Raw genomic sequence first — 12480 nt, 5'->3', positions numbered from 1 at the left:
CCCGGTGAAGGGGCGGGGACATGGCAAACGGGTACGCGGAGATCCTGCGGACCAGATATGCGATGCGGCTCCTCGCGGGGACGCTGGTGGGCCGGCTTCCGAACGCCACGGCCGCGATCGCCATCGTGCTGTTCATCCGCGCCGAGGGCGGGACGTACAGCCTGGCGGGCGGGCTCGCCGCGGTCTACGGCGTCGCGAACGCGGTGGGGCAGCCGCTCCTCGGGCGCCTCGTCGACCTGCACGGCCAGCCGCGCGTCCAGTTGCCCGCCGCGCTCCTGTCGGCCGTGGGCATGGCCGCCTTCGCGTTCACCGGCCCCGACCGGCTGGCGTCCGCCTATGCCGCCGTGGCCGTCGCCGGTCTCTTCACGCCACCTCTGGAGGGCGGCCTGCGCGCACTGTGGCCGAGCGTGCTGGGCAAGGAGGGGCAGGTGCACACGGCGTACGCCATGGACGCCATCGCCCAGGAAGTCATGTTCACCGTCGGGCCGTTGCTCGTCACGGGCTGCGTCGCCCTCTGGTCGGAGCAGGCCGCGCTGCTCGTCGTCAACGCCGTGGGCGTGCTCGGGGCGCTCTCCGTAGTGGTGTCGCAGCCCTCGCGCGCCTGGCGCTCGGCACCCAGGGAGGCGCACTGGCTCGGGGCCCTGCGCTCGCCCGGACTCCTCGCGCTGCTCGGCGCGTTCCTCTTCATCGGCATGGCGCTGGGCTCGATCACCGTCGCCGGGGTGTCGTACGCGGACGATCACGGGGGTGACGCGGTCTACGGCTGGCTGATGGCGGCGCTCGGTCTCGGCGCGCTCGTCGGCGGCTCCGTGTACGGGGCGCGGCAGTGGAGCGGTGTGCCGGAGCGGCGGCTGACCGTGCTCGTGGGGTTGCTGGCCCTCTGCTATGTGCCGTTGACGCTGACGCCGGGCGCGCTCGCGATGACGGGGCTCTGCGCGGTGGCCGGTGTGTTCCTGGCGCCCGCGCTCGCGTGTGCGTTCATCATCGTGGACCGGCACGCTCCGCGCGGCACGGTCACGGAGGCGTTCTCGTGGCTGGTGACCACGTTCACGGTGGGCGCCTCGCTGGGGACGGCGGCGGCGGGTCCGGTCGTGGAGTGGGGCGGTACCGTGTGGGGTTTCGCGGTTCCCGGGCTCGCGGGCGCGGGGGCGCTGCTGGTTTTGCTGGCCACCGGGCGGGTATTGGTTGCGGTCCATGATTCCGGGGTCGTTGCGGGTTCATCAGAAAATGATCGAAACGGTGCCGTCGAACCCGGTTTCAGTGCCGGGCATCAGGCGTAATGTTCAGTCATGGACCGCCGCATTTTCGGGCTGGAGAACGAGTACGGCGTCACATGCACGTTCAGGGGACAGCGCCGCCTGTCGCCTGACGAGGTGGCGCGCTACCTCTTCCGCCGTGTCGTGTCATGGGGCCGCAGCAGCAACGTCTTTCTGCGGAACGGCGCCCGCCTCTATCTTGACGTGGGATCACATCCGGAATACGCGACACCCGAATGTGACAACGTGACCGAGCTGGTCACCCACGACAAAGCGGGCGAGCGCATTCTGGAAGGCCTGCTCGTCGACGCCGAACGCCGCCTGCACGAGGAGGGAATCGCGGGCGACGTCTATCTCTTCAAGAACAACACCGACTCGGCGGGAAACTCCTACGGTTGCCATGAGAACTATCTGGTGGCCCGTCATGGAGAGTTCTCCCGGCTCGCGGACATTCTCATTCCGTTCCTCGTCACCCGACAGCTGCTGTGCGGCGCGGGCAAGGTGCTGCAGACTCCGCGCGGCGCCGTGTACTGCGTCAGTCAGCGCGCCGAGCACATCTGGGAGGGGGTCTCCTCCGCGACGACCCGTTCCCGGCCGATCATCAACACCCGCGACGAACCGCACGCGGACGCCGAGCGGTACCGCAGGCTCCACGTCATCGTCGGCGACTCGAACATGTCCGAGACGACCATGCTCCTCAAGGTCGGCGCCACCGACCTGGTGCTGCGCATGATCGAGGCGGGCACCGTGATGCGTGACCTCACCCTGGAGAACCCGATCAGGGCCATCCGCGAGGTCAGCCACGACATCACGGGCCGCCGCAAGGTGCGCCTGGCCAGTGGCCGTGAGGCCTCGGCCCTCGAAGTGCAGCGCGAGTACTACGAGAAGGCGGTGGACTTCGTCGACCGCCGCGGCATCCGCACCGGCACCGTCGAGCAGGTCCTGGAGCTGTGGGGCCGCACCCTCGACGCGATCGAGTCGGAGGATCTCGACCGGATCGGCACCGAGATCGACTGGGTCATGAAGTACAAGCTCATCGAGCGGTACCGGGCCAAGCACAACATGACCATGTCGCATCCGCGGGTCGCGCAGATAGACCTCGCCTACCACGACATCCACCGTCGGCGAGGGCTCTACTACCTCCTGGAGAAGAAGGGGCAAGCCGCCCGTATCTGCAACGACTTGAAGATCTTCGAGGGCAAGTCGGTGCCGCCGCAGACCACCCGGGCGCGGTTGCGCGGCGACTTCATCAAGCGGGCCCAGGAGCAGCGCCGTGACTTCACGGTCGACTGGGTCCACCTCAAGCTCAACGACCAGGCACAGCGCACGGTGTTGTGCAAGGACCCCTTCCGGTCCGTGGACGACCGGGTGGAGAAACTCATCGCCGGCATGTGATCCGAGTGAATCGAGTGACGTTGCGGGAACGCAACGCGGGCGCCGCACGTTCCTCGTGCGGCGCCCTTCTCACGCCGTAGAGTTGCGCGCACGCCAACCCACAAGATCGACCGATACGAGGCCCCCACCGTGCGCCGACGCTCTCTCCTCCTTGCCGTCCCGGCCGGCCTGCTGACGCTGGCAGGCTGTGGTGACGACAAGGCCGACAAGGCCAAGCCCAAGCCCAGCGACAGCCCGAGCAACTCCGCGTCGGCGCCGCCGACGGCGAAGATCGTGGCCGGTCCGCTGCCCGAGATCACGAAGGGCACGAAGTTCGGCGAGAAGCCGACCGTCGCCAAGGGGTCGGGCAAGCCGTCCTCCGACCTCGCGGTCAAGACCCTGATCGAGGGCAAGGGCAAGGAGGTCGTCAAGGGCGACTATCTGCAGGCCAATTACCTCGGTCAGATCTGGGCGACGGGGAAGGTCTTCGACAACTCCTACGACCGCGGCAACCCCACGGTCTTCCCGATCGGCGTCGGCCAGGTCATCCCGGGCTGGGACCAGGCCCTGGTCGGCAAGAAGCTGGACAGCCGCGTGGAGCTCGCCATCCCCCCGAAGATGGGGTACGGCAAGGAGGGCAACAAGCAGGCGGGCATCAAGGGCTCGGACACCCTCGTCTTCGTCGTCGACCTGGTGGGCACGTTCACCGACAAGAGCTCGGCGAAGGGCAAGGAGGTGGCGCAGTCCAACAAGGACCTGCCCAAGGTCGGTACGAACACCGACGGCAAGGCCCCCTCCATCGACGTCCCCAAGTCGAAGGCGCCCGAGAAGCTCGTCGCGTCGTACATCCTCGAGGGCGACGGTGACGAGGTGAAGGAGACCGACAGCCTCCTCTGCCAGTACGAGGGCGTGCTCTGGGACGGCAAGGAGTTCGACTCCTCGTACAAGCGCAAGCAGCTCGCCTCGTTCCAGCTCGCGCAGGTCGTCAAGGGCTGGGCGCAGGGTCTGACCGGCAAGAAGGTCGGCAGCCGCGTCCTCATCGTCATTCCGCCGGAGCTGGGGTACGGCGACCAGCCCCCGCAGGGCAGCCCCATCAAGAAGGACTCCACGCTGGTCTTCTCCGTGGACATCCTTGCGAAGATGTAACCCCTCGGAGATGTAAGACTGTCCGAGCTGACCTTTCGTATCAAAGCAGGAGCATTTTCGTGAGCATCGACAAGCCTGAGGTCGACTTCCCGGTCGGCGAGCCGCCGGCCGAACTGAAGATCAAGGACATCTGGGAGGGTGTCGGGGCGGTCGCCAAGGCGGGCGACTTCGTCAAGGTCCACTACGTGGGCGTCGCCTTCAGCTCCGGCGAGGAGTTCGACGCCAGCTGGAACCGCGGCAACCCGCTGGAGTTCCAGCTGGGCGCCGGCCAGGTCATCTCCGGCTGGGACCAGGGTGTGCAGGGCATGAAGGTCGGTGGCCGGCGCGAGCTGACCATCCCGGCCCACCTCGCGTACGGCGACCGCGGCGCCGGTGGCGGCCGCATCGCGCCGGGCGAGACGCTGATCTTCGTCTGCGACCTGGTCTCCGTCTGAGGGCGTCCGCGACCTGACGCGTCCACCGAGGGCCCATGCTGGTACGGCATGGGCCCTCGGCCGTGTCCGGCATGAGCCCTCGGCTTTTGCCACGACACCCCGGGGCGGTACGGTCATCGGTCGGAAGCATTGTGTGTTGTATGGCCGAGAAAGGGCGTCGATGGCCATTGCCAAGGCCGAGCGGCTGATGAATCTGGCGCTGTGTCTGCTCGGGACCCGGCGGCCGCTCAGCAAGCGTGAGCTGCGCGACTCGATCGAGGCTTACGTCGAGGCCTTCGGGCCGGGGGGCAGGGCGGCCCACGGGCCGGGGGGCCGGGCCGCGGGCGCGGATGACTCCTTCAACCGGATGTTCGAGCGCGACAAGGACGATCTGCGCGAGCTCGGTCTGGTCATCGAGACCGTGGAGAACCTCGACGGCGAGGTCGGCTATCTGGCCCGCCGCGACAGCAACCGCCTGCCGCCCATCACGATAGACGCCGAGGAGGCCGCGGCCCTCGGCCTGGCCGCCAAGGTCTGGCAGCAGGCCCGCCTCGCCGGTGCCGCCAGCGGAGCCCTGCAGAAGCTGCGCGCCGCGGGGCTGCCCGAGGACGCCGACCCGTACGGGGCCCACAGCGCCCTGGAGCCGCGGATCCCCGCGCACGAGGCGTCCTTCGAGCCGCTGATGCTCGCCTGCCGCGACCGACGCCCCATCGTCTTCGACTACCGCAAGGCGACCGCGGCCCGCCCCGAGCAGCGCCACGTCGAGCCCTGGGCCCTTGAGTGCTGGCGCGGCCACTGGTATCTCGCGGGCTGGGACCGCGACCGGGGCGCCGAGCGCGTCTTCCGGCTCTCCCGGATCACCGGCAAGGTGCGGGCCCGCGCGGGGAAGTACACCGCCGACGTCCCGGACGTCGTCACGGTCCGCGAGACCGTCGCGGGCTGGGCGGGGGAGATCGCCGACCGCACGGCCCTGATCCGGCTGCGCACGGGCGCCGGCTACCCGCTGCGGGCCAAGGCAGTCGCGCTGCGGGAACTGGGCGACGGGTGGGACGAGTTGGAGATTCCGTACGGCCACGGGCTCGATGCCTGGCTGGTGGAGTTCGGGCCCGACGTGGTGGTCCTCGAGCCCGCCGAGCTGCGGGCCGACGTAGTGGACCGGCTGCGCGCCGTGGCCAAGGGCTGAGGGGGAGCGGACAGAGCATGGCCTCGAACGCCATCGACCAGACGCGACGGATGCTGTCGCTGGTGACCTATCTGCGGGAGCGCCCCGGCGCCCACGTCGAGGACGTCGCCCGTGCCTTCGGCATCACGCCCGACGAGCTGATCTCCGACCTCGATGTGCTGCCGATGTGCGGGACCAGCTTCCGCGGCGGCGACCTCCTGGACATCGACACCGACGGCGACCGCATCTGGTGGCACAACCCCGACGACGTGGCGGCCCCGCTGCGGCTTGCCGCCGACGAGGCGACCGCGCTGCTCGTGGCCGCCCGCGCCGTGGCCACGCTGCCCGGCCTGCGCGAGAGCGACCGGCTCGCCCTGCTGCGCGCCACCGCGAAGCTGGAGACCGCGGCGGGCGAGGCCGCGGGCGCCAGCTCCCGCCTCTCGGTGACCTTCGAGTCGGAGGGCGGTGTCTTCGCCGACGTCGACCGGGCCATCTCCGAGCGCCGACGGCTCTGGATCCGCTACTACTCACCCGCGCGCGACGAGGTCACCGAGCGGGAGATCGACCCCATCCGGCTGGTGAGCGTCGGTCACACCTACGTAGAGGCATGGTGTCGTCGCTCCGAGGCGCGGCGTACCTTCCGCCTCGACCGGGTCGCCGAGATCAAGATCCTGGACGAGCCGTCCGCGCCGCCCCAGGTGGAACTGCGCGACCTCTCCGAAGGCCTCGTGCAGCCCGCCGCCGAGGATCCCGAGGTCGTCGTGGAGACCGGCCCCGGTGGCCGCTGGGTCGCGGAGTACTACCCCCACGACAGCGCCGACGAGCTGCCCGACGGCGGTCTGCGGATCACGCTGCGCACCCCCGATCCCGCCTCGCTGCGCCGCCTCGCGCTGCGGCTCGGCGGGGACGGGCGGATCGTCTCCCCGGTCCAGCTCGCCGACAGCGCGCGGCAGGCGGCTCGCGAGGCCCTCGAGGCGTACGAGAGGGACTACGAAGGTAAGGAGCAAGGGCGTTGAGCACACCGACGATGTCCGGATTGCCGGGGGTGCCGACGCAGCAGCGGTCCGCGCCGGTCTGCTTCACGGCGGCCTGCCCCGACTGCCGGGCCCGTTTCGAGCTCTCGGCGGGCGCGCTGCGTCTGGCGATCGGTGCCAGCGCGCGCACCACCTTCTACTCCTTCACCTGCCCCGAGTGCGGCGCCTCTGTGCGCAAGCCCGCGGGCGAGCGCATCGTCGAACTCCTCACCGGTGGTGGGGTGCGGACGCTGCGCCTGCACTCGACCGTCTAGGCTCGGCGCATGTTCTGGGCGATGCTCGCGATCGCGGCGGGCTTCTTGGGCCTCGCCGTTCTCGGCGTACTGGCGATCAAGGTCTTTGTGGAGGCGCAGCGCCTCGCACGGCAAGTGACCGACACCACACGGCAGATCAACCGGGCGGCGGAGGACCTGGAGAGGGCCGCGGCCACCGTGGCCCGTGCGGGAGGAGGGGCTCTTTAGCGTCCGCGACCTGTCAACTCCTGGAGGTGGGCGGGTACGCTGCGAATACGGCCCGGGATCGAGGCGGGGGCCGTACTCGGAGTATGCGCGGGGATTGCCGAGCGTTTACCCCGGGGGGTTACGATCGCTGCAAGCGTGGGAGATCGGATGAATGTCCGGTCTGCCAAGCACCAGACTCCTGTCGCCTCGGTGAAGAAGGTATACAGCTATGGGTAGGCTCGGCCCCACCGAGATCATTCTCATCCTCGTCGTCATTGTCCTGCTGTTCGGAGCCAAGAAGCTGCCCGACATGGCACGCTCCCTCGGCAAGTCGGCCCGCATCCTCAAGAGCGAGGCCAAGGCCATGAAGTCCGAAGGCAAGGACGAGGCCGCCGCTCCGGCCGACCCGCCGAGCGACCCGGCCGTGCAGAAGCGCACGATCCAGGCTGCCCCCGGCGATGTGACCAGCTCGCGCCCGGTCACCGAGCCGACCGACCGTACGACGCAGCGCTGATCCAAGGTCGGCGACGGCCGGCCTGCCGCACGAGATGAGGACGTGGGTTGCTCAAGTCTGCCCGCAAGAAGGAGAAGGACCCCGAGGGGCGGATGTCCCTCGCGGAGCACCTTCGCGAGCTCCGCAACCGGCTCGCCAAGGGGCTCCTCGCGATCACGGTCGTGTCGATCGTGGCCGCGTTCTACAGCCAGGAGCTGATGGAGTTCCTGGCTGATCCCGTGCCGCGCTGCGAGCCGGGCATGAAGCAGACCGGTGGGCACTGCGCGACGGTGACGTTCAACGACCTGCTCTCGCCCTTCACCACGACGGTGAAGGTCAGCCTCATGGTCGGCATCATCGTGTCAAGCCCGGTCTGGCTGTATCAGCTGTGGGCGTTCGTCGCGCCGGGTTTGCACAAGAACGAGCGCAAGTACACGTACTGGTTCGTCGCCGCCGCGGTGCCGCTCTTCTTCGGAGGCGCCTGGCTGGCCTACACGATCCTGCCCGTCAGCATGCGCGTCCTGCTGGGCATCACGCCCGACGGGGCCCAGAACCTCCTCCCGATGGACACGATCCTCGACTTCACCGTCAGGATGGTCCTCGTCTTCGGTGCCTCGTTCGAGCTCCCGCTGCTCCTGGTGATGCTCAACATGACCGGCATGGTGACCGGCCGCCGCATGCTCACCTGGTGGCGCGGCGTGGTCATGGGCGTCTTCATCTTCGGCGCGGTGGCGACCCCGACGACCGACCCCGTCGGCATGATCGCGCTCGCCGGGCCGATCGTCGTCCTGTACTTCATGGCGGTCGGTGTCTCGTTCCTGAACGACAAGCGCCGCCGTCGCAACGACCCCGACGCGGAGCTCGACGACGACGAGGCGTCCGACATCGACCTCACGCCGGGCGCCGTCGACGACGTCGAATCGGTGCGGCCGCCCCGGGCGCTGCCCGAGCAGGCGGGCACCGGACGGACCGATCATCGTGTGAACGGTTTCGACGACGTCACCTGACCTTGTAGGGTCCGGCCGTGACCAGCGAGATCACCCTCTTCGTCAATCCCACCGCGGGCCGCGGCCGGGGCGCTCACGCGGCGCAGCCGGCCGCTTCCGCGTTGCGGGCCCGTGGCTTCTCCGTGCGCACCGTCATCGGCGAGGACGCCCCTGACGCGCTGCGCCGGGCCCGCCAAGCCGTCGACGGCGGTACCGGGGCGCTGATAGCCGTCGGCGGCGACGGCATGGCGAGCCTCGCGCTGCAGGCCGTGGCGGGGACCCGTACCCCGCTCGGCGTGATCGCGGTGGGGACCGGCAACGACTTCGCGCGGGCCCTTGGCCTGCCGGTGCGCGAGCCGGGCGCCGCCGGGGAGGTCGTGGCCGAGGCGCTCAAGGGGGCGTGCACGCGCGACGTCGATCTGGGGAGGGTCGGCGGGACGTGGTTCGGGACCGTGCTCGCCTCGGGCTTCGACTCGCGGGTCAATGACCGGGGCAATCGGATGCGGTGGCCCACGGGGCGCTTCAAGTACGACCTCGCGATGGTCGCGGAGCTCGCGGCGTTCCGGCCGATCCCGTACCGCATCACGCTGGACGGCGGTGACGTCCACGAGGTCGAGGCGACGCTCGTGGCGGTCGGCAACGGAACCTCGTACGGGGGCGGCATGCGGATCTGCGCGGGGGCCGACATGGGCGACGGGCTCTTCGATGTCACCGTGGTCGGGGACTGCACCCGTAGGACGCTGCTCACGGTCTTTCCGCGGGTCTACAAGGGAACACACCTCGACCATCCGAAGGTCACCGTGCACCGAGCCGCGCGGGTCGAGCTGGCCGCGCCCGGCATCACCGGCTATGCCGACGGGGAGCCGCTGGGCGCGCTGCCGCTGACCGCGGAGTGCGTGCCGGGGGCGGTGCGCGTACTGACGGCCTGAGGGCGCCGCCGTGCGCCCGGTGAGCTGTGGCGTCGCCCCGGTGAGCTGCCGCGTTCCGCCGCCGATCCAATAATGATCGTCCGTTGTCAGTGGTGGCCGGTAGTCTCGAAAGCACGATGACAGAGGACCTCTCTCCGGCCGAGCGGTATGCGGCGGCGCGCCAGCGCGCTGTCGAGCAGGCCACCGCACTCGCGTCCTTCCGCGAGATGTACGAATTCGGCCTCGACCCCTTCCAGATCGAGGCCTGCCAGGCGCTGGAGGCCGGCAAGGGCGTGCTCGTGGCCGCCCCCACGGGCTCGGGCAAGACGATCGTCGGCGAGTTCGCCGTGCACCTCGCCCTGGGACAGGGCAAGAAGTGTTTCTACACCACGCCCATCAAGGCGCTCTCCAACCAGAAGTACGCCGACCTCGCCAAGCGGTACGGCGCGGACAAGGTCGGCCTGCTCACCGGTGACAACAGCGTCAACAGCGATGCCCCGGTGGTCGTCATGACCACCGAGGTCCTGCGGAACATGCTGTATTCGGGCTCCCGCTCGCTGCTGAACCTCGGCTATGTGGTCATGGACGAGGTGCACTACCTCTCCGACCGCTTCCGCGGCGCCGTCTGGGAGGAAGTGATCATCCATCTCCAGGAGTCGGTCACGCTGGTCTCCCTCTCGGCCACCGTGTCGAACGCGGAGGAGTTCGGCGACTGGCTCGACACCGTGCGCGGCGACACCGAGGTGATCGTCTCCGAGCACCGGCCCGTGCCGCTCTTCCAGCACGTGCTCGCCGGGCGCCGGATGTACGACCTCTTCGAGGAGGGCGAGGGGCAGAAGAAGGCGGTCAACCCCGACCTGACGCGCATGGCGCGGATGGAGGCCAGCCGTTCGTACAACCCGCGCGACCGCCGCAAGGGCAAGATGGTCCGCGAGGCCGACCGCGAGCGGGAGCGCCGCCAGCGGTCGCGGATCTGGACCCCTGGCCGCCCCGAGGTCATCGAGCGCCTGGACGCCGAAGGGCTGCTGCCTGCCATCACGTTCATCTTCAGCCGTGCGGCCTGCGAGGCCGCCGTGCAGCAGTGCCTGTACGCGGGCCTGCGGCTGAACGACGACGCGGCGCGGATGACGGTCCGTGAGATCGTCGAGGAGCGCACGGCATCGATCCCGGACGAGGACCTCCACGTCCTCGGTTACTACGAATGGCTCGAAGGCCTGGAGCGCGGCATCGCGGCGCACCACGCGGGCATGCTGCCCACCTTCAAGGAGGTCGTCGAGGAGCTGTTCGTGCGCGGCCTCGTCAAGGCCGTCTTCGCCACCGAGACCCTCGCCCTGGGCATCAACATGCCCGCGCGCAGCGTGGTGTTGGAGAAGCTCGTCAAGTGGAACGGCGAGCAGCACGCCGACATCACCCCGGGCGAGTACACGCAGTTGACAGGTCGCGCCGGGCGCCGGGGCATCGACGTGGAGGGCCATGCGGTGGTCCTCTGGCAGCGCGCCATGAGCCCCGAGCACCTGGCAGGCCTGGCCGGTACGCGTACGTATCCGCTGCGCTCCAGCTTCAAGCCCTCGTACAACATGGCGGTGAACCTGGTCGACCAGTTCGGCCGGCACCGCTCGCGCGAGCTCCTCGAGACGTCCTTCGCGCAGTTCCAGGCCGACAAGTCGGTCGTCGGGATCTCCCGGCAGGTGCAGAAGAACGAGGAGGGCCTTGCGGGCTACAAGGACTCCATGACCTGCCACCTGGGCGACTTCGAGGAGTATGCGCGGCTGCGCCGCGATCTCAAGGACCGCGAGACCGACCTGGCCAAGCAGGGCGCGGCGCAACGCAGGGTCGCGGCCGCCGCGGCCCTGGAGAAGCTGAAGCCGGGCGACGTCATCCACGTCCCGACGGGGAAGTTCGCGGGCCTCGCGCTCGTGCTCGACCCGGGGCTGCCCCCAGGCCGGGCCAATGGCCACCGCAACCTCGACCACGTGGACGGGCCCCGGCCGCTCGTCCTCACCGCCGAGCGGCAGGTCAAGCGGCTCGCGTCGATGGACTTCCCGGTGCCCGTCGAGGCCGTGGAGCGGATGCGCATCCCGAAGTCGTTCAACGCCCGCTCGCCGCAGTCGCGCCGTGATCTGGCGTCCGCGCTGCGCACCAAGGCCGGGCACATCGTGCCGGACCGGCAGCGCAAGGGGCGCGCGGCGGCCGCCGACGATCAGGAGATCGCACGGCTGCGCGCGGAGCTGCGCGCGCACCCCTGCCACGGCTGCGACGAGCGAGAGGACCACGCGCGCTGGGCCGAGCGGTATCACCGCCTCAAGCGCGACACCTCGCAGCTGGAGCGCCGCATCGAGGGGCGTACGAACACCATCGCCCGCACCTTCGACCGGATCGTCGCCCTCCTCACCGAGCTCGACTATCTGCGCGGCGACGAGGTCACCGAGCACGGCAAGCGGCTCGCCCGGCTGTACGGGGAGCTGGACCTGCTGGCCAGCGAGTGTCTGCGGGCGGGGGTGTGGGAGGGGCTGAGCCCGGCCGAACTGGCCGCGTGTGTCTCGGCGTTGGTGTACGAGGCGCGCGTCGGCGACGACGCCCTCGCGCCCAAGCTGCCGTCCGGGGCGGCGAAGGCGGCGCTCGGCGAGATGGTGCGGATCTGGGGCCGACTCGACGGCCTGGAGGAAGATTTCAAGATCAGTCAGACGGAGGGCGTCGGGCAGCGTGAGCCCGACCTTGGCTTCGCCTGGGCGGCGTACATGTGGGCCAACGACAAGGGCCTCGACGAGGTCCTGCGGGAGGCCGAGATGCCGGCCGGTGACTTCGTGCGCTGGTGCAAGCAGGTCATCGATGTCCTCGGGCAGATCTCCGCGGCGGCCCCGCGCGAGGGCAGCACGGTCGCGAAGAACGCCCGCAAGGCCGTCGACCAGCTGCTCCGGGGGGTCGTCGCGTACAGCTCGGTGGGCTGAGCGGGACCTCTGTCGCGCGCACGGGCGCGTTCTTCGGCCAACGGGGCCGGGGGGCGCGCCCGTTCGGCGTTTTTCGGGGCGTTCGAGGCATCACTCCATGTGTTCGAATGATCGCCGCGCGTGCAAAAGGGGAGAGTGTATGCCCGGCGGCAGGGGCTCTGCAGGGGGTTGCCGAATATGACACGGCGGTGTTTCTGGCGGACTAAGCTCGCCCGAAGCGCGGCGAGTTGAACGAGTTGCGACTGGTTCGCGCGCTTGTTCCCAAAACTTTCGTTCGTTCGGTTTGTCATCCCCCGTATATGTACTGACATCCCCCAAAG

12 protein-coding genes are annotated in these 12480 nt (G+C 69.7%); all 12 read left to right on the top strand.

Annotation, left to right across the window (positions count from 1 at the left end):
- Positions 1-20 precede the first annotated feature (20 nt).
- The 12 genes from ABZ953_RS35525 to ABZ953_RS35470 all read left to right on the top strand — a co-directional run bounded on the left by ABZ953_RS35525 (position 21) and on the right by ABZ953_RS35470 (position 12160).
- On the top strand, positions 21-1280 hold the full coding sequence (locus ABZ953_RS35525; RefSeq protein ID WP_361732971.1) for an MFS transporter: 1260 nt from the start codon (positions 21-23) through the stop codon (positions 1278-1280).
- 9 nt (positions 1281-1289) lie between these two features.
- Positions 1290-2651 (top strand): Pup--protein ligase, encoded by a 1362-nt coding sequence (gene pafA / locus ABZ953_RS35520; protein ID WP_361732969.1) that lies wholly within the window; start codon positions 1290-1292, stop codon positions 2649-2651.
- 129 nt (positions 2652-2780) lie between these two features.
- A complete protein-coding gene (locus ABZ953_RS35515) occupies positions 2781-3776 on the top strand; it encodes an FKBP-type peptidyl-prolyl cis-trans isomerase (RefSeq protein WP_361732967.1) in 996 nt (331 codons plus the stop codon).
- Positions 3777-3835: 59 nt separating this feature from the next.
- Complete coding sequence (locus ABZ953_RS35510; RefSeq protein ID WP_361732966.1) at positions 3836-4210, top strand: FKBP-type peptidyl-prolyl cis-trans isomerase; 375 nt, start codon at positions 3836-3838, stop codon at positions 4208-4210.
- A gap of 160 nt (positions 4211-4370) precedes the next feature.
- On the top strand, positions 4371-5372 hold the full coding sequence (locus ABZ953_RS35505) for a WYL domain-containing protein (RefSeq protein WP_361732965.1): 1002 nt from the start codon (positions 4371-4373) through the stop codon (positions 5370-5372).
- A gap of 17 nt (positions 5373-5389) precedes the next feature.
- A complete protein-coding gene (locus tag ABZ953_RS35500; RefSeq protein ID WP_361732963.1) occupies positions 5390-6367 on the top strand; it encodes a WYL domain-containing protein in 978 nt (325 codons plus the stop codon).
- A gap of 11 nt (positions 6368-6378) precedes the next feature.
- On the top strand, positions 6379-6639 hold the full coding sequence (locus tag ABZ953_RS35495) for a hypothetical protein (RefSeq protein ID WP_361733006.1): 261 nt from the start codon (positions 6379-6381) through the stop codon (positions 6637-6639).
- 9 nt (positions 6640-6648) lie between these two features.
- Positions 6649-6846 carry a hypothetical protein gene (locus ABZ953_RS35490; protein ID WP_361732961.1) on the top strand — a complete coding sequence of 66 codons (198 nt, stop codon included), beginning with the start codon at positions 6649-6651 and terminating at the stop codon, positions 6844-6846.
- 208 nt (positions 6847-7054) lie between these two features.
- On the top strand, positions 7055-7339 hold the full coding sequence (gene tatA, locus ABZ953_RS35485; RefSeq protein WP_361732959.1) for a Sec-independent protein translocase subunit TatA: 285 nt from the start codon (positions 7055-7057) through the stop codon (positions 7337-7339).
- A gap of 92 nt (positions 7340-7431) precedes the next feature.
- The gene (tatC, locus tag ABZ953_RS35480; protein WP_361733004.1) at positions 7432-8325 is read left to right on the top strand and encodes a twin-arginine translocase subunit TatC; all 894 of its coding nucleotides are present in this window, start codon (positions 7432-7434) and stop codon (positions 8323-8325) included.
- A 17-nt stretch (positions 8326-8342) separates the two neighbouring features.
- Positions 8343-9233 (top strand): diacylglycerol kinase, encoded by an 891-nt coding sequence (locus ABZ953_RS35475; protein WP_361732957.1) that lies wholly within the window; start codon positions 8343-8345, stop codon positions 9231-9233.
- Between the two features lie 116 nt (positions 9234-9349).
- A complete protein-coding gene (locus tag ABZ953_RS35470) occupies positions 9350-12160 on the top strand; it encodes a DEAD/DEAH box helicase (protein WP_361732955.1) in 2811 nt (936 codons plus the stop codon).
- The last annotated feature ends 320 nt before the right edge of the window (positions 12161-12480 follow it).

It is taken from the genome of Streptomyces sp. NPDC046465 (assembly GCF_040646035.1).
Taxonomy (GTDB): Bacteria; Actinomycetota; Actinomycetes; order Streptomycetales; family Streptomycetaceae; genus Streptomyces.
This window is presented reverse-complemented; position numbering and strand designations above follow the sequence as displayed.

Coding starts and splice junctions, on each gene's coding strand:
- ABZ953_RS35525 (WP_361732971.1), top strand. CDS start 21: ATGGCAAACGGGTACGCGGAGATCCTGCGGACCAGATATGCGATGCGG.
- pafA (WP_361732969.1), top strand. CDS start 1,290: ATGGACCGCCGCATTTTCGGGCTGGAGAACGAGTACGGCGTCACATGC.
- ABZ953_RS35505 (WP_361732965.1), top strand. CDS start 4,371: ATGGCCATTGCCAAGGCCGAGCGGCTGATGAATCTGGCGCTGTGTCTG.
- ABZ953_RS35500 (WP_361732963.1), top strand. CDS start 5,390: ATGGCCTCGAACGCCATCGACCAGACGCGACGGATGCTGTCGCTGGTG.
- ABZ953_RS35495 (WP_361733006.1), top strand. CDS start 6,379: ATGTCCGGATTGCCGGGGGTGCCGACGCAGCAGCGGTCCGCGCCGGTC.
- ABZ953_RS35490 (WP_361732961.1), top strand. CDS start 6,649: ATGTTCTGGGCGATGCTCGCGATCGCGGCGGGCTTCTTGGGCCTCGCC.
- tatA (WP_361732959.1), top strand. CDS start 7,055: ATGGGTAGGCTCGGCCCCACCGAGATCATTCTCATCCTCGTCGTCATT.
- tatC (WP_361733004.1), top strand. CDS start 7,432: ATGTCCCTCGCGGAGCACCTTCGCGAGCTCCGCAACCGGCTCGCCAAG.
- ABZ953_RS35470 (WP_361732955.1), top strand. CDS start 9,350: ATGACAGAGGACCTCTCTCCGGCCGAGCGGTATGCGGCGGCGCGCCAG.